Here is a 24,664-nt window from a genome sequence, read left to right on the forward strand (position 1 = left end):
GAGATTTTTGTTTTAGATATGGGCGAGCCAGTAAAAATTCTAGACTTAGCTATAAATTTAATTAAATTCTCAGGTTACACTCCAAATATCGATATTAAAATTGAATATACAGGTCTTCGTCCAGGAGAAAAATTATATGAAGAATTATTAATGGATGAGGAAGGACTGGAGACGACACCCAACAAATTAATAAAGATTGGAAAACCTATAGAAATAGATGAAAAGAAACTTCACCAATATTTAAAGCTTTTATATGAGGCAGCATATGCGGAATCAGATAAAATAAAAGAATTAGTACATGAAGTGGTAGAAACATATCAAATACAAAAATAGTATTTTCATGTGATTTACGAAATACAAAAAATGGAGGAACGATGAAAAAGATATATGAATATAACGAAATTAACAATATTTTTTCAATTGATGGTATTTGTTTTTTTGCATTACATCTTTCTCATATATAATTGAATATTATCTAAGAAAAAAATATTAAAAAATTTTTCTTTGTTGTAATTTTAACCAGCTATAAGAAATCTGTTTTTATGTTGTTTTAAAGAAATAAAATATTTAATAAGAACAAATGTTGTTATACCAGGAAAGTACTTAGAATAATTATAAGACAAATGACTAAATTAATATCGAGGTGTAAAGTGGACATATTAAAAAAGTTAAACGGTATAGTACTACATATTATTTTATGGGGAATATATTTTGTATTTTTATGGGGAATCTTGGGGCCATATACTATCTGTGAAAACTCAACAATAAAAGACAATATTTTTTTAATTTCTATGGGGCTGTTAATTATACCATTTATTTGGAATTTAGTGAGTTGTCATAAGTTTGAGTTTGCTAGAACTATAAAACAAAATATATTAATATTTATTTATATTGGAATTCGTTTATTTTTTTTATATAAACAAAACATGGATATTACTATTCTTCGTACAATACTTATAGAAATTTTGTTTTTTCTTTTAATGAACAATATTCTTGTTAAAAATATAAAAAGTATTGATGGGATGATTAGATTTTTTTTAGTATTTGTATTTGTCTGTAATATCGCTACTATATTAATTTCTCTTAAAATAAATATAGAAAATTTAGCATCATATCCTTTTCTAAACCAACTTGTTTTGAGCAATGGTGGAAATTTAAATACGATTATAATTAGGAACACTAACTTTTTAGGGATTATTACAGGATTTTCTTTAATGCTTTCAGTGTGGTATTTAAATAAGAAGAAGCCTTGGTTTTGGTGTCATCTGATTTTAGGATTATATTTTTTATGGTTTGCAAAATGTAGAAGTTCACAGATAGCTGTTGTGCTATGTCTTGTTGCATATGGTGTAGTAAGTATTTCATCTAAGATAAAAGAAAGACATATAGCCTATATTACTTTAACTTGTTCTCTTTGCATGAGCATATTAATAGGTATATTTGCGATAGATAATACAAACAACCATAGAACTTTTTTTGACTTATCAGAGGAAGAGTCACAAATACAAATGTTTTCGACAGGTCGATATATACTTTGGAAAAGCGATATAAATGTTGGAAAAAACCATTTTATGTTTGGCTCAGGTAGTTTTGAAAAACAGAAAGAAAATAGAAAAGAGTTTTTATTAAAACATACTTCTTTGGGAATAGAAGAACAAGAAGTTATAAATTCTATACAATACTTTAATTCACATAACGGGTATATTGGTCTTTTCGCAGTTACCGGGTTTTCGGGGTTGTTATTATTTATTCTTATTTTGTTCCAAAAAATTCGTAATATGGATGAAATAAGCTGCCAAAAATGGTGTTTGCCGTTAAGTTATTTTTTTATCATTAATTTATTTGAGGACTATTATTTACGAACTCCAGTTTTTCTATTTGTTTGCCTGTTTTTTATGGCTATATTTTTAGGGATGGGTAGTAAAAATAAACTGATCCCCAAAAGTTAGACCTAAAAATCTAACGATTGGAGGTCTGTTTTTATGATAAAATATAGTTGCGAAGTCAAGAAAAAAGGCATCCATCGCAAAGAAATACAGTGTTCCTTCGGGGGAATCTGTGTAGATATGGGCCCATGTATATGAAACACTTGGTGACAATGGCCTAATAGGATTGCCATCTCCAAGGATGGTCAGAAGAATCTCAAATAATTATAAGGAGACAATTTAAAACTTAGAGTCGGGAATTCCTATTTAAAAGAACTGGAGAGGCTGCGTTTAGAGAAAGAAGCTCATCTGAGAGAACAGTAAGAATAGATTTCAGAATGATGAAAGAACCATCTCTCTTAATATAGGGCTTCCGAAAGCGACCTATGTGCCCTGGAAAAACAGCTTGACAGATATGATCCTGATGCATCTTTGAATGGGCCATTACAGAAATCTGAGAAGCAAACAAAGACTTTTGTCATGAGAAAATAGCAGCAAACTTTTTTAAGAGGGTGGTACAGTTACGGGAAAGCTGTCTGGGTGATCTTTTTAATAAGGAAGAGGAAGAATCCAACAAGAGTTTAATAGCAGAACTTTCTTAAAGGGTTAAGTGTTTATGTTTGTCCATAATGAGAACCTGAAATCAATACCATCATCACGAGATAAGAACATACCAAAATTTGCAAGAAAACATCCATGGTAATATTTGTAAGGAAAATTTCTGCAGGGGATGCTATAGGAAATGGAATTTAAATATTCTATTTAGCTAGTTATTGATTTGAGAGAAATGGAAACAAGCATAATTTACAAAAGAATGAAATAATGTTATAATTCCGATGTATAAATTGAATTTGGTGAAAAAATAAAAAGCTGTATGTAGATGACAGATAATTTTATTTAGAATCACATATCTGAGGCTTGATTAGAGGATGATCAATTATTTTTATATTGAAATTATTTTAAAAAAATTAAGTCTTAAGATAAAAGATTAAGGAAAGGACAGGTATATGGAGAGAATAGCTGTATTGATTCCCTGTTACAATGAGGAGAAAACAATTAAAAAAGTGATTAATGATTGGCAAAGGGAAATACCAGAAGCTAAAATATATGTATATGACAATAATTCAGCAGATAATACTGCTGATATTGCTAAACAAGCAGGAGCGATTGTCCGGCATGAGTATCAGCAGGGAAAAGGTAATGTTATTCGCCGTATGTTCCGTGAGATTGATGCAGAGTGTTATATTATAATTGATGGGGATGATACCTATCCGGCAGAGTTTGGACAAGAGATGGCTGATAAAGTTTTGAAAAAAAATGTTGATATGGTTGTTGGGGATCGTTTATCTTCTACATATTTCGAAGAAAATAAACGACCATTTCATAATATGGGAAATAGTTTGGTGAGAGGAACTATTAATCGGCTGTTTAAAAGTAATATCAGGGATATTATGACAGGATATAGGGCGTTTAGCTATCAGTTTGTTAAGACATTTCCGGTTTTGTCCAAAGGATTCGAAATTGAAACAGAGATGAGCATTCATGCAGTAGACAAAAATATGCTGGTAGAAAATGTTATTATTGACTACAGAGATCGACCTGAAGGAAGTGAATCAAAATTAAACACATATTCAGATGGAATTAAAGTTCTCTTTACAATATTAAGATTATATAAAAATTATAAACCATTGGGCTTTTTTGGCGGAATGTCAATTTTATTACTTATAATTTCAGCGATTATGTTTGTTCCGGTTCTTGTTACTTATTTGCGGACCGGTCTTGTACCAAATTTCCCAACACTAATTGTTAGCGGATTTATTGCACTGTCAGCAATACAGTCTTTTTTTGCAGGACTGATATTGACAACATTAGTGCAAAAAAACAAACAGGACTTTGAATTTAAATTGCAGATGTTAGGGAAGTACGATGAAAGTAAGTAAGAGTTTTAATCGAAAAACTGTTATCACCTTAATTTTAGCAATGGTTACGTCAGCGCTTCAAGTTTTAGGATACAGTTTTTCAAAGCAAAACAATTGGAACTTAGTATTTGAGAATGGTATGATTCATAGTAAAGCCATTGCAATTTGGCTTTTATTAACGTTCATATTTTTTTGCCTTATATCTATGTTGTTTAGACTATTGGAGAAAGGAAATGTTGATAATCAAGAGGAATATAGAATTAATACGAAAGATATTATAAAGATTACCTTGATATTAGTTGTTTGCTGGTTACCTTATATCATTCTCATGTATCCATGTTCAGCAAACCCGGATGTGAGAGATCAATTAGGACAGGTATTTCATGACAGCACGATGTGTTGGACTAGAAAGTATGTAAATTTATCAAATCCGGCTGTATCTTATTGGAATAATCATCATCCGGTAGGGCACACTTTGATTTTGGGATTCTTTGCGAAATTAGGGGAAGCAATACATAGTGTACGCTTTGGACTTTTTATGATGATGTTGTTTCAGATGATTTTAATGGCGTTGATATTTGCTTATATTATTTGTTTTTTGAAGGAAAGGGGCACTTCAAAAACAATAAAAGTTTTAGTTATCATTTTTTATGCCTTTTGGCCTTTGATACCACTTACGACAGCATCACTATGTAAAGATACGTTGTTTACTATTTTTCTTTTAATTGCGACGCTTTGTATAGTTCGGATGTTTGAAAATCCACAAAAGTTTTATAGAAGAAAGAGAAATCTCGCGGGAATAATTATTGTTTTTATTTTACAGGGATTAATGAGGAATAATGGGCTGTATTTGTTACTATTACTTTTTCCGATATCATTGTTTTTTGGAAAAAATGCGAGAAAATATGTTTGTATCAGTTACTTGATCCCGATATTGTTTTTAGGAGTTGTTATGCCGAAAGGTGTTTTTAAAATTGCTAATATAGCTCCAGGGAGTGAAAAGGAAATGCTGAGTGTGCCATTGCAACAAATGGCAAGACTGTTAAAAGAGCATGGTTCTCAGGTTTCAAAAAAAGATAAAGAAATAATTGAGTATGTAATGTGTCCTGGAGAAGACTATTCTGTTTTAGTAAAACGATATAACCCGAGACAGTCCGATCCTGTAAAATATAGTTATAATTTGAATCTTACCGAGAATGATAAAAAAACTTTTTTTAAGATATGGTTTAAATATTTAAAAAAGTATCCAAATGTATATATTCAGTCAGCAATGAATAATTGCTATGAATATTTTTATTATGAGCGCTATGGACGTGAAACTTATTACAATGGAATTCAGGTACAAGGGCAGCCTTTTATGGGCATTACAAATGTTAGTAAATTTAAGAATGCAAGAGAAACATTGGTTAAAATTATGGATCAAATCCAGAAAAATCCATATATTGGATGGACTGTAAATATCGGATTCTATATGAATTTGCTTATTGTTTTATTATCTTATTGTGTTATTAAGAAGAAATATCATTTATTTTGGGCTTATGGGTTAATTACCTTTAATATCTTGATAAGTTTGCTTGGACCAGTCGTTTATATGAGATACGCATATTTTTTTATTGTTAGTATTCCATTGCTTTTGGGACTGATAACTGGCAAAGAGGAGAGAAAAGTGAATGAAGTTTACAAAAACTAACACATTGCAGATAAAGGGGATAGCCATAGTCTTGATGTTGTTTCATCATTGTTTTTTGAATGCAGAAAGATGGGCAACTGTTCCGTATGAAATGCTTGAGAAAGTAAAGGAATTGGAGTATTATCCTATTTCCTTTGTTCCCTTTTCTTCTCATACAATACAGTATCTTGCAAGCTTTTCAAAAATCTGTGTAGCGATGTTTGTATTTATGACCGGTTATGGTATGTATACAGATTATAAGCAAAAAGAAGAGGGAATGAATATTAAAAATTATGTTCTAAATCGGTGGCTATCTTTAATGTCAGGATTTCTTATTATATTTTTCATCATACAGTTGCTGTCGATTTTTACAGGAAGATATGCACAAGTATATGGAAATGATTGGACATCTATCTTTTATTTTGTTTTAGATGGCTTGGGACTTGGGAAGTTAATGGGTACGCCCTTATTTTGTTTGACATGGTGGTATATGAGTTTGGCGATTCTTTTGATTTTGCTTTTTCCATTTTTGTATAAACTGATCGGGGAATATAAATGGATTGTACTATTAGGGTCTATAGCAATACCGAGGGCATTAGGATTTACTCAGACAGATTTAGTTCGATATTCATTTGCCTATATATTGGGAATGTACTTTTCTGAACAGAACTTATTAGTAACATTAAAGTTAAAGCTCTTAAAAGGTGGAGCATTTTTTAAAATATTCAAATTTATAATCCTTACTTTAGGACTTGCAATGATTATTAAATGTAGACAAAATGCTTGGATTGGTTGGAAATTTCTTGATTTTTGGGATGGTTTTGCTGCTGTTTATGTGATTGTTTTCTCATATGTATACATTTCTGACATGAAAGTTATAAATAAAGTATTAGAGTTTTTAGGAAAGCATTCTATGAATATTTTTTTAATACATTCTTTTTTTCGAGATATATTCTTTCATAAATTTATATATTCATTTTATTATGCTTGGTTAGACTATCTGGTATTGCTATTTATATCTTTAATAGCATCTATTGCATTAGAGCGGTTTAAAAAAATAATACGATATCAAGTGGTTGTAAATAATTTACGGAAGTTGTTGATAAGAGATTATAAATAATATTGTGTAATTAAAAGAAGATGGATTAGATAAATTTAAAAAATGTGAATTTAAATTTCCTTCAAAGAAAACAACATGATATAATTTGAATTATGTAACAAGAACAGACGAAATTTAAGAGGTGTGAAAATGAATGACGTTAAAGTAAGTGTGATTATACCGATTTATAATGTCGAAGAATATTTAGAAGAATGCCTGATGTCAGTAGTGCACCAGACTCTGGATGGGATACAGGCAATCATGATTGATGATGGATCATTGGACAGAAGCAGTGATATTGCCAAGGATTTTGCAGATCGATACGATAATTTTGAATATATTAGGCAGGTCAACGGTGGGCTGGGAAATGCCCGTAATACAGGAATTCAATATGCTAAAGGGAAATATATTATTTTTTTAGACTCTGATGATATAGTACCGGATGATGCTTATGAGAGAATGTATTTGGCCGCAGAGAGAAACCACAGTGATATGGTGGTTGGACATGTATCTCGATTTAATTCCAAAAAAGAAAGAGTATCAAATTTACATGAACTTGCCTTTCAAAAATATTTAGACAAGACTCATATTACAGAAAATACAGATTTAATCTACGATACAACATCATGGAATAAGTTGATCCGTAAGGAATTTTGGGATAAATATAATTTTAAATTTCCAGAAAGAATCTTATATGAAGATATCCCGGTAACGATACCAATGCATTATCTGGCAGATAATGTGACAATGCTGCAGGATGTCTGTTACAGGTGGAGGATTCGGGATGGTGCGAATAAATCAATTACTCAAAGGGCAGATGATTTTACTAATTTAAGAGACAGAATTACAGTGCTTCGTATGGTAGACAAATTTTTTAAAGAGAATGTTACCGAAGAAAAACTGTGGGAAGAGAAACATTATAAATGGTTGTATATTGATTTGATGGTTTTTGTAAATACATGTATCTATCTTCCATCAGATAAAACAGAGGAAATGATTCAGATTCTCAGGGATTATATAAATGAGGCGATCCCTCTTGAAACAATAGATAAGCTTCCAGTAGTCTATCGTGAGAAATATCGTTGTATTATGAATGATGACGCCAAGAGGTTGGTGCAACTTCGTCAATATGAAGTGGATAATTATAAAAATATAAAAATAACAGAGAAGAAGGGTAAATATATAGGTCATTTTCCGAAGGATCTGATTCCAAAGGAGGATGCTGATATGGAATCAGCAATAAAAAAATGGAGATTGACCCACTTAATTGAAGATATTACCTGGAAAGATGATAAATGTATCATTGAAGGTTATATTTTTATTATGGGGCTGTCAGTTCCAAGACCAAATGTGCGAAAGCTCAATGCATATTTATTTAGAACGGATACAGGGGAGAAAATACCGCTTCAGACAGAAAGTATTGAATCAGCTTATGCAAATAAGAAGTTTGGATTTAGGATTGACAACGAGACCAAACAGTTTTATCTGAAGAACTATAAAGGTGCAGGGTATAGAATTACCATTGATGTAAAGAAAGATATTTTAGAGAAAAACATCGAGGGTGAATACTTTATCTTAATGACATATGAACGGGATCAATGGAAAAAAGAATTGATTCTGCGTGGAATCATGAAATCACTTCGTAAGAAACTAGACCATAAATCATATTTGAAGGAGCATCTGCATATAGAGTTAAGCACTACTTATCGTTTCGCTTTGAAGTTGAAGATTAGTAAATGTGAAGAACAAATTGAACATCGGGAAATTGTAAATCGTCATTTACAATTTAATCTGACAAAACCATTGGAAAAAATATATTTGTCAAGAGATCCATATGATGCTATAAAGCTTCCCGCTAACATCGATAAGAATATTGTTAAGATTGCTCTTGAGGATATACCAAGAGGAAAAGGATACTTGACCTTTAAAGAGGGGCATCAATATAAGCCAATTCTTAAGGAGAAGAGAGGAAGACAGTTTACTACTTATGGTACAGATCATATATTGGAAGAAATCACAGCAGATAATCGTTATTTTATCTCAAGGGATGTGATAGCGCCGGTTATTAGCAAAGTAAAGCATGATCAGAACTTATTTGAGTTTGTGATTGAAAAGGAATTATTAGATTCCGATTATATTCCTATAGCAGCTAAGCTGTATGTTGAAGACCAGAAAGTAGAAGAGCAGATACTGTTAGGAGAAGGGAAGGTCATTAAAGAGGGGAATAAAATTTTTGTGACAATTGTAGTAGATTTGAGTAAAGAGGTGATTACAAAAAATCTTTACTCAAAAAAAAGACAGGTGTTCATTTCATATAGATATGAAGATCAGACATTGACTTTCCCGGTAAAAAAGAAAACAATTGCTTTGGATGAAAAGTATTATACAAAGACAAGGCGATATCGTTTTGTTCTGGATTCAGAAGATGACTGTTTATATTTCAATACGCTGCGGTTAGAAGGCTTTTTTACAAGGAGTAAAAAGAAACGAGATTTCACGAATCGTTTTATTTATCCATTGCTTAGAAGACTCCCTATTAAAAGAAAATGGATTGTTTTTGAGTCTATGTGGGGAAGCAAATTTAGCTGTAATCCACGCTATTTGTATGAATACATTGACAAGTATCATCCTGATTATAAGTGTATATGGGTATTAAAAGATGAATGTACTCCTATTACTGGAAATGGAATAAGAGTAAGACGTCTGTCGTTTAAATATCTTTACTATATGGCAAGAGCAAAATATTTTGTGAATAATGTCAATTTTCATGATGCTTTTATAAAACGGAAAAACCAGGTCGAGGTGCAGACGATGCATGGAACCCCACTTAAAACAATTGGTCTTGATGTACCAGGGGATTTTCCGACGAAAAAAAGTGAACAGAAATATATTAAGAAATGTAAGAGATGGGACTATCTGATTGTACAAAGTAAATTTGTGGCAGATTTAGCGCCTTCGGCATTTCATTTTGATAAAACCATTATGGAAACGGGTTATCCAAGGACAGATATTTTGTATCAGTCTAACAATGAACCGGAAATGAACAGAATTAAAAAGCAACTGGGATTACCGACTGATAAGAAGGTCATAATGTATGCTCCAACCTGGAGAGTGAAGAACCGGTTTGAGCTGATGCTTGATCTGGAGAAAATGAAAGAACGTTTTTCGGATGATTATATACTGCTCCTCAGACTTCATCATTTTTCAGCCAAAGGCTGGAGTGGAGCAGCTCAAGACGGGTTTGTTTACGATCTGACCAATTATCAGTCGATTGAAGACTTATATATTATCACAGATATTTTAATTACAGATTATTCGTCCGTAATGTTTGATTATGCCGTTCTGAATCGGCCAATGATATTCTTTACGTATGATTTGGATGAATACAGGGACAAACTTCGTGGGTTTAATATTGACATTGAAAAAGAAGCGCCAGGACCATTATTATTTACTTCTGACGAGGTGCTGAACGCAATAGAACATCTCGATGAGGCAATGGATGAAGCGAGGGATCGGATTGACGCATTTCATAAACATTATATTGAATATGAGTGTGGTAATTCATCAGAGAAAGTATTTAAAATGATGCTTGGCAACTAGCAGCAATATGGGGAGGGTGTAAATGACCAAATCCATTGGAAAGAAATCATGCTTACTGGCATTTTTTATGGTCACGGTCTTATGTGTCAGCGCGCTTAAGATACACAGCAATGAGGTCGATGTACAGGCAAAAAAGAAGACTTATGCGATGACGGCAAAGTCAAAACCGATTAGTAAAAGATATTTGAAATCAAAGCTGTATACCAAAAAAACAAGGACATATTTTGCTCTGAGGGACCGTCTGGAACGTTTGGAAAAATCAAAAGGCGGAACAATTATTTTGAAAAAAGGGACATATTCTTTGACCAATGCAGTATATGTTCCGTCGAATGTTACGATTATTTTTAAAAACGGAGTAAAGTTTACGAAAGGGAAGTCTACGGGGGTTAAAGGATGGAAGGCCTCCAGTTCTATGTTTCAGCTCATTAAACCAAGTAAAAGCAAGAAAAAACGTGTCTACGGAAAATACAATGGAATGAAAAATATCACCTTTAGAGGGGAAGGAAATGCTGTCATTGATATGAAGTATTTTAATAAAGGGATTTCTATTATTACCGGACACAATAAAAACGTTACTATAACTGGTCTGACTTTTAAAAATATAAAAAGCGGACATTTTATTGAGATGGATGCAACAAAGAATGCAAAGATTACTGACTGTAAATTTTATAATGGAAAAGGTAATGCGAAAAAGGAAGCGATTAATTTAGATACTCCGGACAAAACGACCAGAGGCTATTCCCAGGAATGGAGCAAATTTGATAAAACACCGAATTATAAAGTAAATATCGAAAATTGTGAGTTTTCTAATTTGGGACGTTCCATTGGAACGCATCAGTATAGCGGAGGAAAGTATCACACATACGTAACGATTAAGAATTGTTCGATAAAAAAAATGAAAGAAGATGCTGTTCGGATGATGAATTGGAAGTATCCGGTTTTTATCAATAATTCTATTGATCATGTGGTATATAGCGGGAGAAATGGAATTATTGGTTCCGGTCTGATCTATCCGACAATTAAGAATAATACTTTTAAAAATATTAAGGGAAAAGCGATGCTTTTGGCGCCTTGGAAAAACAGTGGAGGCGGCAGTCAGTATGCTATTACCTATAATAAGTTTTCTAATAAGAATCTAATCGATTTAGGAGACAATGTTGGAGTTAACGTAAAAGAAAACTATGTAAAGATTGCATGGAAATATCAAGCATATGCAACTAAAAAATGTAAAGTTATATATTTGAAAGAAAATTAAGCAAGAAGCAGTTAAATGTCAGGAAGAGATTCCTGGCATTTGTTTTTGAAGAATTTAATCCATGAAAGATATTTTAAAAAACCAAATTAACTGCTATAATAAAAAGGATATATTGGCGAATGCTGAGGGCAATGGAGGAGAAAATGACATTAAAAAAGATGCACTTATTTCTTGCAGCAGAATTGTTGCTGATTTCTTTATATGCGGTTATGATTCCTGAGAGGCCTGTTCAGGCAGCGCAAAAGAAGACGATATTTATTATGGGGGATTCCAAATCTCGTTATTATTCTGACGAAGAAAGACCAAGAGATGGGGACAAGAATTGGTTCATTATTTAAAAGGCGGGAAAGGTTCAACTGCAGAGTTTCCAAAAGAATACAGCGGTTATAGTGGCGTTGTCCGCCACAGACTTCAGAATTTAAATATCGAAAACTGGGGGCAAAGTTATGCCAGTGTTAAAACATTTCTTGACAGCGGAAGATTCTCGGGGATGCTTCAGCAGGTGAATAAAAATGATTATGTTATCATAGCTTTAGGCCATAATGATGCCAGACGTGAATATGCATCTCTCGGCAAATATAAGAAAAACTTAACATACTGTATAAAAATGATTCAGAAGAAAGGTGCAGAAGTGATTTTGGTTACAACACCGCCAAGGAATTTTACAAACGCGAAAAAAATAAGGATTAATGCAAAAGATTATTATTTGGCTACCAGAAAAATTGCAAAAAATTTTGGACTAAGCTGTATTGATTTAAATAAGAAATGTGTAGAGTATTTTAATTTTCGCGGCAAAAAGATTTGTAATGCTTGGTATATAAAATATAAGCCAGGGCAACATGCTGTGTATCCTAATGGAATTGATGATTCTACACATTTTAATCAGAAAGGTGCCAGGATTTTGGCAAAAATAGTAGCTGTGAGTATTCAGAATGACAGCAAACAAAAATTTTTGTCAAGTCAGTTTTCGATTCATACGAAAAAGTTATATAAAACATACTCAAAAGCTAAAAAATACAAGAAGAAAAATTATACGAAACGGACTTGGAAGAAATTTATCAAAGAGCGGAATAAAGCATGGAAGGTTTTGTATTCACCTGAGTCTGCGGACCAGCAGTGTAAAAGAACAGAAAAATCACTTAAAAAAGCGATGAAAGGTTTAAAAAAACATGGGTAAAATGAGTAAGATTATTCGATTTGTAAAAAGATTGTTTCCTAAAACTCCAAAAATGAAGTTTATGTATGCATGGTATTACAAACATGCAGCAGTTAAAGAACATCAGGCTCTTTTTGAGTCATTTCATGGAAAAGACGTTTCAGATTCACCGCTAGCGATTTTGCAGGATTTTTTAAAAATGCCGGAATCACAAAAATTCACAATATACTTTGCTACAAATGACATGCAGCGAGATCAAGAGTTTATTAATTCTATCGGATTAAAAGTAAAACTTGTAGATATCAGTACTTTTAAATATACAAAAGTACTTGCGACATCAAAGTATTTGATTAATAACAGTTCATTTCCGGCATACTTTATTCGCAGGCCGCAGCAGATATATCTGCAGACCTGGCATGGCACCCCTTTGAAGACATTGGGTAAAAAAATGAAATATGGAATTGAATCAATGTATAATGTACAGCATAATTTTTTGCATGCCAATTATATTATGTTTCCAAATGAGTTCACAAAAAAAGCTATTATGGAGGATTATAATTTAGAATCCCTGTACACCGGGAAAGTGATCATGAATGGGTATCCAAGAAACAGCATCTTCATGAACAAAGAGAAAGCAGAAGAAGTACGTGAAAAGCTTGGAAATGATCAATATACCACTCTTGCCTATATGCCTACCTGGAGAGGAAAAAGCAATCATGATGTAGATACAGCGCAATACAGTAAAGAAGTCAATAAATTATTAACATATTTAGATGATAATTTAAAATCTCATCAAAAGCTGTATGTGAATTTTCATCCAATGGTGCAAAAGTTTATAAAATTGGATGATTATAAACATATTTATTCTTTTCCACAGGGGGTTGATAAGTATGAATTTTTGAACAGTGTGGATGCATTAATTACAGATTATTCCAGTGTTTTTTTCGACTATTCTATTACAAGAAAACCCGTTATATTATATATGTATGATTATGATGAATATATGCACGACCGGGGAATGTATTTTGATATAAAAGAATTGCCGTTTCGGAAAATATATGATGCACAGACTCTGTTGAATTGTATCGTAAAGGAAGAATTTCGAAATGACAGCTATGATCACGATGATGAATATATTCAGAAGTATATTCAATATGATTCAGCTGATGCAAGTCGCAAGATGGCAGAATTGGTATTCCGTGAAAGTGATTGTGGGATGCCGGTAGTCAATTATTGTAATAATTTGGAGAAAAAGAGGAATATACTGTATTATCCGGAAATAAAAAAGCCAGAAGCTATTGATACCATTGCAAAAATTGTTGATAAAAATAAAGATGTCGTGATTTTTGAAAAAAGATTTTTTAATCCGGAACTGAGCAGTTATCTGCACGATAACTACCGGGATGATTTTGATTTTATTTTTATCACAAGAACTCTGCCAAGAACTTATTTTGAGGAGCTCGTTCGGAAAAAAAGCAAAAAAATCAGCGACAAACTGCATCTAAGAGAAGTAAAACGTTGTTTTGCAGAGCTGAATGTTGATCCGAAGTTTAAGAAAAATTATTATCATGGAGAAGCAGGAGAAACCTATCATCTGGGAAAAACAAAGAATCTTGCTGCAACGATGTTTGTAGAGAGTGATGGTCTTCATATTGATTTTGCCAATGCAAAACAGAAAAAGATTACGAAACTTCTTGTGGTGAATTTTCATGAGAAGATTATATGGACAAGACAGCTCACAGAACAAGAAAAAGAGAGTAATCAGGTTATAGAAAATTTTTATGAAATCATGAACTCACAACTTGTAGCAGAAAAGGCGAGGTATCTTTTAATGCTGGAAGTAGAGGAGGCTGGGAAAAAAGTTCCGTATTATCTAAAAGATCAAACTGATTATAAAAAAAGGATGGGGGAGTTTGGGGAGCTTGATAAGCAGTCAATTTATCTTGAGGCAATACCGTATCAGCATGTGTTTTATAGAAATTGCGATGAGCCGGCTGAAGGAGGAGTCATACCCTATGTGAACTCAGAAACAGGTCGTTTTGCATTGTTTTTTGCAACGAAGCAGCAGCAGTTAAGAAATACCATTCGTGGCCGTGTTATGAAGTTAAGACTGCACAATTCACTGGTGAAAATGACACTGAAGTTTAAAAAACAGAAGAGTGCCAAAATAAAGGATGTTATTTTCTCTTACCGCAATCCAGTAGAAGACTTAAAATATTCGTTTGATTATCAGGTGAGAGAGAAAAATGGATTTTGGTTTATTGATGCAGAAATAGATGTATCCAAGATACAAATGGAAGAGTTGTTTTGGGATGTTTTTTTAGTATTAGAAAAAGATGGTATTGAGTTAAATCTTTGGGCATATTTAAGCAGAATCCGGCGGCTTAGCTTTCTACTGTTAAATTACCAGGCATTTGCGGATAAAAATCATATTTGTTTTCCATATTCTACAATTACGTGCAAGTTGGCATTTACCTATAGAGAAGTGACAGAGTTTGACGGAATGAATACAAGACTGAAGGAATTGTTTGCTTTTGGAATATATATTTTATTTTATCCTTATTGGAAGAGAAAACGAATTTGGCTTGTTTTTGAAAAGTTTTGTTCAATGGCGCAGGACAATGGATATTACTTTTTTAAATACTGTATGGATAAACTGCCGGAAAGCCGCAGACATATGTACTTCATTTTAAGTAAAGACTCAGCTGATTTTAAAAAACTTAAGGATTATGGAGAAAATGTATTGCCTTTTATGAGCTTAAAACATATATTATATAGTTTAGCGGCGAATCTCTATATTGCTTCTGATTCTAAGAAACATCTTTATACGTGGAGAACAAAACCAAGTATTATTGCCAACAGGATTTCCAAGCATGATATTCTGTTTCTGCAGCATGGGGTCACTGCATTAAAGCGAGTAGATCATATTTTCGGACGAAAAGGCTCCAGTGCTATGACTTACTTTACAACGACATCTAAGTTTGAACAAAAAATTATTACAGAGAATTTTGGTTATGCTGCAGAGGATGCTCCGATTCTTGGATTTACCCGGTGGGATGTACTGGAAGATAAATCGAATGCAGAGGAAAAAATCATTCTTGCCATGCCAACATGGCGTGCATGGCTGGAGGAGCGCAGTGCAGAAGAATTCAAAAAAAGCGATTATTATTTTAATTATATGAAGCTTCTTCAAAGTGAAAAACTAGCGCGGTTATTGAAAGAAAATAATGTTAATTTGATTTTTTATATACATCCTAAATTTAAAGATTACCTTGGGGAATTTAATGTCAGTGGTGATCATATTGAACTGATTCCGTTTGGAAGCAGGCCGCTAAATGAAATCATGATGAAATGTTCTATGCTGATTACGGATTATTCCAGTGTGTGCTGGGATGTATATTACATGAGGAAACCGGTTTTATTCTATCAGTTTGATTATGATATGTATATGCAGGCACACGGCAGTTATATTGATATGGAGCATGATTTATTTGGTGAGCGATATGTCGAATATACTGAACTGATAAACGGTATCGAGGCTTATATCCGCAAGGATTTTGAAATTAAAGAAAAGGATGCAGAAAATATTGATTACTATTTTGAATACCGGGATGCGCATAACAGTAAGAGAACGTATGACTATATTATAGGGAAAGGTTACTAGAAAAAGGAAAGCACCATGGAAAAGAAAAAGCGAATTAAATATATTGATCTTGCCAAAGCCTTAGGCATTTTGATGGTTACATGGGGACATATTACGAAGCTTGGGAATCCTGTAGATACATGGGGAGCTTCATTTAAGATTCCGATTTTTTTTATAACGGCTGGTTATTTGGTCTGTTACACTAACTCTTATGAGGAATTGACTTTGAAAAGATATGTCTGGAAGTTATTTAAGTCATTATTAATCCCGTATTTTGTGTTCAGCACTGCCTCTATCGGATTTCGTTTTGCATCCATGGTTATGAAGCATGCAGTTGATATGGCATCCATTAAATCTTATCTTTATGCAACCGTAAGCTTTAGAGGTGCGTTTGCTTTATGGTTTCTGCCAGTTTTAATGCTTGGAGAGATTTTATTTTTCTGTGTAATGAAGTATCTGCCTAAGTGGATGCGTATCTTTATGTTAATACTGCCGTTAGTTTTTACATGGAAGTTTACAGAACTGTTTGGACAGTGGAAAGTTTCCATGGATCCACTGATGTTTGAAAGAATATCTTTTCTGACATTGACCATAGCAAGATCGGTGGTTGCTGTATGGTTTCTGTATATGGGTTATTTAGGATGCCGGTTGTGGCAGAAAACTAAAAATTGTTATTTTCGATTTGGAGTCGGAATCTTGTTCAGTGGTCTGAATATTGTAACATCCCAAATAAATCCAGGTGTAGATTTTAATAATATGGCTATAGGCATCCATCCGTGGCTTTTCTTTGTAAATGCAGTGATCGCCTCTTTTGGAATTTTATTAGTGTTTGAATTCCTTGAACAATATTTGAACTTTACGGTTCTGAATTTTCTTGGAAAAAATTCACTGATTTTAATGGTGACGCAAAGACCTTTCTATATTATCTCTACAGCGGCGGCAGGATGGAAAATAATTTCCGGGATGCCAGGAGTTTTAGCATGGAGATACTATATTGACTGCCTGGGAATTCTAGCTATTGTCTTAATTATTGAATACTCCATAATTACGTTTATCAATAAGAAGGCTGGTTTTGTCATAGGAAAGTTTTAAGAAGCGGGGAGTGTATAATGCCGTTGTCCAAATGTGTTATTGAATATTTAGGCATTCAATAGTATAATAGTCGAAGAATGTTCAAAAAATGGAGAATAAAAAGTGAAAACATACATTGAGAATTTTAAAAAGTACAGATTCCTGTTGTGGGAATTAGTAAAGAAAGGCGTCAAATTGAAATACCGGCGTTCATACCTTGGAATTTTATGGACGCTATTGGAGCCGTTATTGACAATGATCGTATTGACGATTGTGTTTGGATCTATGTTTGGAAATCCGGATCCAACGTTCCCGGTTTATATTTTGACGGGGCGGTTATTATACAGCTTTTTTTCTTCTGCTACCAGTGGTGCGATGAAATCCATACGCGGCAATGCGGGAATGATTAAAAAAGTGTATGTCCCAAAGTATATTTATCCATTGTCCAGTGTTTTGTTCAATTATATTATTTTTATGCTCTCACTTGTTGTATTGGTAGTTGTTGCAATTGTATTAAAAGTGTATCCAACCATATATTTAGTTCAAGCTCTAATTCCGCTTGCATTAATACTAATTACCGCATTTGGTGTCGGCATGATTTTATCGACAATGGCAGTGTTTTTCCGGGATTTGGAATATCTTTGGACCGTGGCACTTATGCTGATCATGTATTCTTCTGCAATTTTTTATCCAGCTGAAAGACTGTTGAATAAGCCTGGAATTTATGGGTATGTCCTGAAGGCAAATCCATTATATCTTTTGATTCATAATTTTAGACAAGCAGTATATGGGCGGCCGATGAATATGAAATTTTTGGCGGTATCTGCGATATTTGCCGTTGTATCTGTGGTTGTAGGACTTATATTCTTTTATAAGAAGCAGGATGAGTTTATTTTGCATATCTAGGGGGCTGCTATGGCAAAAAAGGAAGTTTTGAGAGTCGAACACGTTGGCATGAAATTTAATTTGAGTCAGGAAAAGGTCGATGATCTGAAAGATTATATAATAAAATTAATAAAAGGCCAATTAAAATATAATGAATTTTGGGCATTGAAGGATATAAATTTTACGTTGAGGAAAGGCGACCGTTTAGGGATTTTGGGACTAAATGGAGCAGGGAAGAGTACATTGCTGAAAGTGATTGCAGGCGTTCTTAAACCCAGTGAAGGCAGCGTGGCTACAAAAGGTAAGATTGCTCCATTATTGGAATTGGGAGCTGGATTTGACCAGCAGTATACCGGACGGGAAAATATATATTTGTATGGTGCAGTTCTCGGCTTTTCAAAGAAATTTTTAGACGAAAAGTTTGATGAAATTGTAGAATTTTCTGAATTGGGAAGATTTATTGATGTACCGGTAAAAAATTATTCTTCCGGAATGAAATCAAGACTGGGATTTTCGGTTGCAACTTTGGTAGAACCGGATATTCTTATCTTAGACGAGGTCTTATCAGTAGGAGATGCTAAGTTTCGAAGAAAAAGCGAAGCAAAGATTATGAGTATGTTTGACAAAGGAGTGACGGTACTGTTTGTATCGCATTCTCTGGAGCAGGTAAAACGTCTTTGCAATAAGGCAATTTTGTTGGAAAAAGGACAGATTATTTCAAGTGGAAGCATAGAAGAAGTTAGTACAGTATATGAGGAAAAAACCAAGTAAATACTGGGAGGTATCTAATGAAGAAAGTCATTACTTATGGAACGTTTGATTTACTGCATGCAGGTCATATTAATTTGTTAAGAAGGGCAAAAGAACTTGGAGACTACTTGATCGTAGTTGTCTCTACTGATGAATTTAACTGGAATGAAAAACGTAAAAAGTGTTATTTTAGTTATGAGGAACGCAAAAAATTGGTAGAGGCTGTCCGCTATGTCGATTTGGTTATTCCAGAGAATAATTGGGAACAGAAGGTTTCTGATGTTCAGGAGTATCACGTGGATACATTCGTTATGGGAGATGATTGGGTAGGAAAGTTCGATTTTTTAAAAGAGTATTGTGATGTGGTATATTTGCCTAGGACAGAAGGCATTTCCACAACAAAGATAAAGCAGGATCTTGGACTGGTTGGAAAGCAGAAGGAAGAAGATTAAAGTTAGGAGGAAATGTTATGAGTGTACAGAAGGTTCGGAAAGCTGTAATCCCGGCGGCAGGCCTTGGAACAAGATTTTTACCTGCAACTAAGGCAATGCCCAAAGAGATGCTGCCTATTGTAGATACCCCTACAGTACAGTACATTGTTGAAGAGGCTGTAGAAAGCGGAATAGAAGAGATTCTTGTAATCACAAATTCAAATAAACACTGTATGGAAAACCACTTCGATAAGGATTATGAATTAGAAGCACGATTAACAGAATCCGGGAAAACTGCTCAGGTAAAGATGATCAATGATATTGCCAATTTGGCAAATATTTATTATGTACGTCAGAAAGAGCCGAAAGGGCTGGGACATGCTGTACTGTGTGCGAAGTCTTTTATTGGAAATGAGCCTTTTGCCGTACTTTTAGGGGATGATGTTGTTGTAAATAAAGGAGGTAAACCGGCATTAAAACAGCTGATCAATGCTTATGAGAGACATAAGGCTTCTGTTGTCGGAGTTCAGACAGTACCAAAAGATCAAGTGAACAAATATGGAATTGTGGCTCCAAATAAGAATGTGGCGGCAGATGGAAGAGCAGTTAAGCTTGATAATTTAATAGAAAAGCCAAATAAAGAAGAGGCACCGAGCCGGATGGCTGTATTGGGCCGTTATGTGCTGACTCCGGAAATTTTTGAATTATTGGAGGATCAGGGTGCCGGTGCAGGTGGAGAAATACAATTGACGGATGCTATTTGCCGTTTGATCGATACACAGGCAGTATATGCTTATGATTTTGAAGGTATCCGTTATGATGTTGGAGATAAATTTGGTTTTATTAAAGCAACGATTGATTTTGCGCTGGACCGTCCGGAATTAAGAGGTCAGGTAATGGAATATATCCAGTCAATAGCGAAATCAAAATAAGGAAAATGATAAACAGAGATAAAATTTAAGAGGAATTTCATCAATTTATAATTGGAGAAATTCTTCTTTTGTTTATGACGCGATAACGCGAAAGGATATAGAGTTATGCTAAATTTTGAGATTCAATGTGTATTTGCGGGAAAGGAGAAAAAGAAGAAGTTAACGGCAGTAATTAAAATTGTCATTGCAGTTCTGTTATTCGGATATTTTATATCTGTGAAAAAACTGTACGCTGTAGAAAATGATTTTTTTATGAAGCGATTTGTATTAGCAAGCTGTGCATTTGCAGTTCTTATCTTTCTTTCTGTCTTTAAGATTAAATTAGAGGAAAAAATCGATCATATATTCAGTGTTATTTTAGCAGCTGTCTCACCTATCTATGCATGGATTGTATCTGAATGGATTGTGAATGAAGCAAAATGTGCGGTTGCACCTACGGATATTTTTCATAAAGAGCCTCTATGGATTGCAATTAGTCTTGGATCAGTTGTACTGGTGTATCTTTTGCTGCTGTTTATTACAAATCGTATAGCAGCAGCGAGTCTGATTACGAGTATGTTGAGTATAGCATTGGGTTTTGCAGTTTTTATTGTGTATGAGCTGCGGGGAATCCCGATGATGGCTCCGGATATGTTGACTATAAAGACTGCAACCAGCGTTATGAATGATTATACGATACAATTATCCTATCTGCAGCTGATGGCAATTTTTGCTGCAGTCGGCTTATTTTATTTAATTCTCCAATTAGAACATAATAAAGTTTTTAAAACAGTCTCATTGCGTGCTGCTGCATTAACAATGACGATCATCTGCAGTGCGGTATTTGTTAATAAAATGGTGTATACGGATTTCATGGAAAAGAATAAGATAAATATCCGAATGTTCCGACCAATGGAAAGTTACCAGAAATATGGGGCGGCAGCGACATTTATTAGAAGTATTGGATACTGCATCGTGGATGAGCCGGAAGGCTACAGTGTTGCGAAAGTAAGAGAAATAATTTCAAAATATGAGAATGAAACAGAGAAGCAGAAAAAGAAACCGAAGACACCGAATATCATTACCATTGTAAATGAAACATTTGCTGATATTAAAGTTTTAGGAGACTTTAAGACAAATCAGGATTATATGCCATATTACCGCAGTTTGGTCAAAGGAGAGGACTGTGTATATGGATACACATATGCGTCTATTGTGGGAGGCCAGACAGCAAATACAGAATTTGAACTGCTGACAGGAGATACTCTTGGATTTTTGCCGCAGGGAACAACTGCGTTCCAGCTATATATCCATGGAGATACCCCGTCTTTAGTAAGTAATTTAAAATTGAATGGGTATACAGGGAATCAGGCGCTTCATCCTTTTAACCCATACAATTATAATCGGCCCACAGTATATAAATATTTAGGGTTTAGCGATTTTTTATCTAAATTTGATTTTCCGGAAAATGTGGAAAGAGTGCGGGAGTATATATCTGATAAAGCTGATATAGACAGAGTAATTTCAGAATATGAGAAATCACGTAAAAAAAGCGATGCCCCGTTTTTTATGTATAATATGACGATTCAGAATCACAGTCCGTATGATCAGGATTGGGATAATTTTAAACAGCCTATACAGATTGAAAAAAGCAAATATGATGACCAGGCAAACCGTTATCTGAATTTGATTAAATATTCTGATGACAGTTTAAAGCAGATTGTGGAATACTTTAAACGGGAAAAAGAACCAACCGTAGTTTTATTCCTGGGAGATCATCAGCCAAGACTGAAGGATAGTTTTCTAAATAAAATTACGAATGGAGAATATGAAAAGTGGTCTAGTGAGGATATGATGAAACGTTACCAGGTACCTTTTGTTATTTGGGCCAACTATGATATTGATAAACAATATATAAAAAAATCCAGTATGAATTATATACAAAGTATTATGTTAGATGCAGCTGGGGCAGAAATGACTGGTTATCAGAAATTTTTAAATAAAATTCGAGAACAAGTTCCAACAATTACGTCGAACGGATATTGGGGAGCAAATGGGAAGTTTTATCAGATTAAAGATAAGAATTCGCCGTATTATGATATAATAAATGAGTATCGTATTCTTCAGTACAATATGCTGTTTGATACAAAAAATCGTGTAAATTCGTTTTTTGAATTAAGAAAATAGAAAGAAGAAGGTATTTTTGTGAAACAATTTATTAAAGAGCTGACGATACAGATATATAAAGTTTTGACCTATTTGGTTCCTGTAGACAAAAGGATAATTATCTTTCAGAGCAGCAATGGAAGAAATTATACAGGGAACCCAAGATATATTTATGAGGAAATGGTTCGGCAGGGACTGGATCAAGAATATCACTGCATTTGGTTTTTCTTTGATACAGATATAGAGGTTCCAGGAAAATGTAAAAAAATTCGCAATAACTATTTCCTATATTTCTGGTATTTAATGCGTGCAGGCGTTTGGGTATTTGATAGTCGGCAGCCATTGTATTTCCGGAAGAAAAAGAAAGTAGACTATATTCAGACATGGCATGGGACACCATTAAAAAAACTGGCCTTAGATATGAATAAGATGGATATGGGTGGCAATACAGATATTAAAGATTATCATGAGAAGTTTCGAAAAACCTGCGCTGACTGGGATTATCTTATTTCTCAGAATGCTTTTTCCACAGAAATATTCAAATCCTGTTTTGCTTTTACGGACAGGCCGATTTTGCAGATAGGATATCCCCGAAATGATATCTTAATCCGTGATAATAATAAGGAAGAAATTAATAAGTATAAAAAATTATTGGGACTGCCGTTGGATAAGAAGATTATTTTATATGCGCCTACTTGGAGGGATAATGAATACTTAGGAGAGGGGAAATATAAATTTGCCTCAAAGTTAGATTTTGATCTGGCCAGGGAACAGCTATCAGATGATTATATTTTTATTGTAAAATATCATTACTTAGTTTCTGATAAAATAGACTGGAGACCCTATAAAGGATTTGTTTATACATTTGATGAAACAAAGGATATAGCATGGCTGTATTTAGTTTCTGATATGTTAATAACAGATTATTCTTCTGTAATGTTTGATTACAGTTTATTGAAACGGCCAATGTTTTTCTTTGCCTATGATTTAGAAGATTATAGAGAAAATCTTCGTGGTTTTTATTTTGATTTTGCGAAGGAAGCACCTGGACCGATATCAAAGGACACAAAACAATTAATTGAGGATATCAAGGAGTATGATACTTCTCTTTGGACGGAAAAGAATGAAGCATATCGTCAAAAGTTCAACCATATAGATGATGGACACGCTTCCGAAAAAATTGTGGAATTAATTCAGAAAAATGGACGATAGCTTGTGTTTGCTCAAATAAAAGGAGGGTAGGGCTATGGTTACAATTCTATTAGCAACATATAATGGAGAGGATTATTTGAAGGCTCAATTAGAATCCATTGCTTCCCAGACATATGGAAACTGGAGGCTTGTCACAGGAGACGACGGGTCCTGTGACGGGACTCTGGGCATCTTGGAGGATTTTAGAACACGCTATCCGGATCAGGTAAAAATCATAAAGAATGAGCCTGCCACAGGAAGTGCCAGGAACAATTTTATCAATCTTCTGAGAAATGCACACGGACCGTATTTTATGTTCTGTGACCAGGATGATGTGTGGAAACGGGATAAAATTTATGAGACGATGAAGAAGATGGAGGCCATGGAGGAACGGTATGGGAAAGATACACCGATCCTCGTACACACGGATCTTTCAGTGGTAGACGAAAATCTGGAGATGATCGCAGAATCCTTCTTCCAGTATGCAAACCTGCCCAAAAGAATTGCATTAAATCAGCTGATTGTACAGAATTCTGTGACCGGATGCACGGCAATGATCAACCGGGCACTTCAGAAGTATTTCCTGCAGCCGCTTCCTATGGGTAAAATACTGATGCACGATTACTGGGCGGCTCTTGTCGCCAAGATTTTCGGAAGGATTGGTTTTGTCAATGAACCGACCATGTATTACAGGCAGCATGGAAATAATTCCGTGGGAGCGAAGAATTCAAAGAATCCCGTGTTTTTGATGCAGAGGCTCAAGGAGGGCAAAGAGTCCTACCGGAAGCAGATGATCAAATCTATGGAACAGATCCAGGGATTTGTAGAAACCTATGGGGAAGAGATCGAAGGCCTGGATGAATATAATCTTTTGAAAACTTATGGGAATCTATACTATAAAGGCAAGATGCGCAGACTTTTCTTTTACCGGAATCATCAGGTTCTGAAGGAAGGAAATATCCGTAAGCTGATGCAGTGGTTGTGGGGTTAGGG

The 24,664-nt window shown here is 34.1% G+C and carries 18 protein-coding genes; all 18 read left to right on the forward strand.

The features are described from left to right. Positions 1 to 333 (forward strand): polysaccharide biosynthesis protein (locus tag QVP35_RS09260; protein ID WP_288187848.1); only part of this gene is annotated, 333 nt, incomplete at its 5' end. A gap of 317 nt (positions 334 to 650) precedes the next feature. Beyond that, complete coding sequence (locus tag QVP35_RS09265; RefSeq protein WP_022261075.1) at positions 651 to 1,949, forward strand: O-antigen ligase family protein; 1,299 nt, start codon at positions 651 to 653, stop codon at positions 1,947 to 1,949. A 983-nt stretch (positions 1,950 to 2,932) separates the two neighbouring features. After that, the gene (locus tag QVP35_RS09270) at positions 2,933 to 3,865 is read left to right on the forward strand and encodes a glycosyltransferase family 2 protein (RefSeq protein ID WP_022261076.1); all 933 of its coding nucleotides are present in this window, start codon (positions 2,933 to 2,935) and stop codon (positions 3,863 to 3,865) included. Continuing rightward, positions 3,852 to 5,534, forward strand: coding sequence for a DUF6020 family protein (locus tag QVP35_RS09275; protein WP_009290639.1), 1,683 nt, complete (start codon positions 3,852 to 3,854; stop codon positions 5,532 to 5,534). Before QVP35_RS09270 ends, QVP35_RS09275 begins: the two co-directional genes overlap by 14 nt. Then, positions 5,515 to 6,633: an acyltransferase family protein gene (locus QVP35_RS09280; RefSeq protein ID WP_022261077.1), complete on the forward strand. Its 1,119-nt coding sequence runs from the start codon at positions 5,515 to 5,517 to the stop codon at positions 6,631 to 6,633. Before QVP35_RS09275 ends, QVP35_RS09280 begins: the two co-directional genes overlap by 20 nt. Positions 6,634 to 6,762: 129 nt before the next feature. Next, on the forward strand, positions 6,763 to 10,212 hold the full coding sequence (locus QVP35_RS09285; protein ID WP_022261078.1) for a bifunctional glycosyltransferase/CDP-glycerol:glycerophosphate glycerophosphotransferase: 3,450 nt from the start codon (positions 6,763 to 6,765) through the stop codon (positions 10,210 to 10,212). 250 nt (positions 10,213 to 10,462) lie between these two features. After that, positions 10,463 to 11,467 carry a right-handed parallel beta-helix repeat-containing protein gene (locus QVP35_RS09290; protein WP_147342263.1) on the forward strand — a complete coding sequence of 335 codons (1,005 nt, stop codon included), beginning with the start codon at positions 10,463 to 10,465 and terminating at the stop codon, positions 11,465 to 11,467. 143 nt (positions 11,468 to 11,610) lie between these two features. After that, on the forward strand, positions 11,611 to 11,805 hold the full coding sequence (locus tag QVP35_RS09295; protein WP_288187850.1) for a hypothetical protein: 195 nt from the start codon (positions 11,611 to 11,613) through the stop codon (positions 11,803 to 11,805). Further along, positions 11,790 to 12,644 (forward strand): GDSL-type esterase/lipase family protein, encoded by an 855-nt coding sequence (locus tag QVP35_RS09300; protein ID WP_022261080.1) that lies wholly within the window; start codon positions 11,790 to 11,792, stop codon positions 12,642 to 12,644. The genes QVP35_RS09295 and QVP35_RS09300 overlap by 16 nt, the downstream gene beginning before the upstream one ends. Next, entirely contained in the window at positions 12,637 to 16,287 is a 3,651-nt protein-coding gene (locus QVP35_RS09305) for a CDP-glycerol glycerophosphotransferase family protein (RefSeq protein WP_022261081.1), read from the forward strand. Before QVP35_RS09300 ends, QVP35_RS09305 begins: the two co-directional genes overlap by 8 nt. Positions 16,288 to 16,302: 15 nt before the next feature. After that, a complete protein-coding gene (locus QVP35_RS09310; RefSeq protein ID WP_009290648.1) occupies positions 16,303 to 17,358 on the forward strand; it encodes an acyltransferase family protein in 1,056 nt (351 codons plus the stop codon). Between the two features lie 102 nt (positions 17,359 to 17,460). Then, positions 17,461 to 18,243 carry an ABC transporter permease gene (locus QVP35_RS09315; protein WP_022261082.1) on the forward strand — a complete coding sequence of 261 codons (783 nt, stop codon included), beginning with the start codon at positions 17,461 to 17,463 and terminating at the stop codon, positions 18,241 to 18,243. Between the two features lie 9 nt (positions 18,244 to 18,252). Beyond that, entirely contained in the window at positions 18,253 to 18,993 is a 741-nt protein-coding gene (locus QVP35_RS09320; protein ID WP_009290650.1) for an ABC transporter ATP-binding protein, read from the forward strand. A 17-nt stretch (positions 18,994 to 19,010) separates the two neighbouring features. Continuing rightward, a complete protein-coding gene (gene tagD / locus QVP35_RS09325) occupies positions 19,011 to 19,424 on the forward strand; it encodes a glycerol-3-phosphate cytidylyltransferase (protein ID WP_009290651.1) in 414 nt (137 codons plus the stop codon). 17 nt (positions 19,425 to 19,441) lie between these two features. Then, entirely contained in the window at positions 19,442 to 20,335 is an 894-nt protein-coding gene (galU, locus tag QVP35_RS09330) for a UTP--glucose-1-phosphate uridylyltransferase GalU (protein WP_009290652.1), read from the forward strand. Positions 20,336 to 20,551: 216 nt separating this feature from the next. Further along, positions 20,552 to 22,501, forward strand: coding sequence for an LTA synthase family protein (locus QVP35_RS09335; protein WP_227051672.1), 1,950 nt, complete (start codon positions 20,552 to 20,554; stop codon positions 22,499 to 22,501). A gap of 18 nt (positions 22,502 to 22,519) precedes the next feature. Further along, positions 22,520 to 23,692, forward strand: coding sequence for a CDP-glycerol glycerophosphotransferase family protein (locus QVP35_RS09340; protein ID WP_022261083.1), 1,173 nt, complete (start codon positions 22,520 to 22,522; stop codon positions 23,690 to 23,692). A 34-nt stretch (positions 23,693 to 23,726) separates the two neighbouring features. Continuing rightward, complete coding sequence (locus QVP35_RS09345; RefSeq protein WP_006565691.1) at positions 23,727 to 24,662, forward strand: glycosyltransferase family 2 protein; 936 nt, start codon at positions 23,727 to 23,729, stop codon at positions 24,660 to 24,662. The last annotated feature ends 2 nt before the right edge of the window (positions 24,663 to 24,664 follow it).

This window comes from Anaerostipes sp. CAG:276 (assembly GCF_000432215.1).
In the GTDB taxonomy this organism is placed as follows: domain Bacteria; phylum Bacillota; class Clostridia; order Lachnospirales; family Lachnospiraceae; genus Anaerostipes; species Anaerostipes caccae.

Excerpts from the sequence above, each read along its gene's own strand:
- QVP35_RS09270 (WP_022261076.1), top strand. The coding sequence starts at position 2,933 with ATGGAGAGAATAGCTGTATTGATTCCCTGTTACAATGAGGAGAAAACA.
- QVP35_RS09275 (WP_009290639.1), top strand. The coding sequence starts at position 3,852 with ATGAAAGTAAGTAAGAGTTTTAATCGAAAAACTGTTATCACCTTAATT.
- QVP35_RS09280 (WP_022261077.1), top strand. The coding sequence starts at position 5,515 with ATGAAGTTTACAAAAACTAACACATTGCAGATAAAGGGGATAGCCATA.
- QVP35_RS09285 (WP_022261078.1), top strand. The coding sequence starts at position 6,763 with ATGAATGACGTTAAAGTAAGTGTGATTATACCGATTTATAATGTCGAA.
- QVP35_RS09295 (WP_288187850.1), top strand. The coding sequence starts at position 11,611 with ATGACATTAAAAAAGATGCACTTATTTCTTGCAGCAGAATTGTTGCTG.
- QVP35_RS09305 (WP_022261081.1), top strand. The coding sequence starts at position 12,637 with ATGGGTAAAATGAGTAAGATTATTCGATTTGTAAAAAGATTGTTTCCT.
- QVP35_RS09310 (WP_009290648.1), top strand. The coding sequence starts at position 16,303 with ATGGAAAAGAAAAAGCGAATTAAATATATTGATCTTGCCAAAGCCTTA.
- QVP35_RS09320 (WP_009290650.1), top strand. The coding sequence starts at position 18,253 with ATGGCAAAAAAGGAAGTTTTGAGAGTCGAACACGTTGGCATGAAATTT.
- tagD (WP_009290651.1), top strand. The coding sequence starts at position 19,011 with ATGAAGAAAGTCATTACTTATGGAACGTTTGATTTACTGCATGCAGGT.
- galU (WP_009290652.1), top strand. The coding sequence starts at position 19,442 with ATGAGTGTACAGAAGGTTCGGAAAGCTGTAATCCCGGCGGCAGGCCTT.
- QVP35_RS09345 (WP_006565691.1), top strand. The coding sequence starts at position 23,727 with ATGGTTACAATTCTATTAGCAACATATAATGGAGAGGATTATTTGAAG.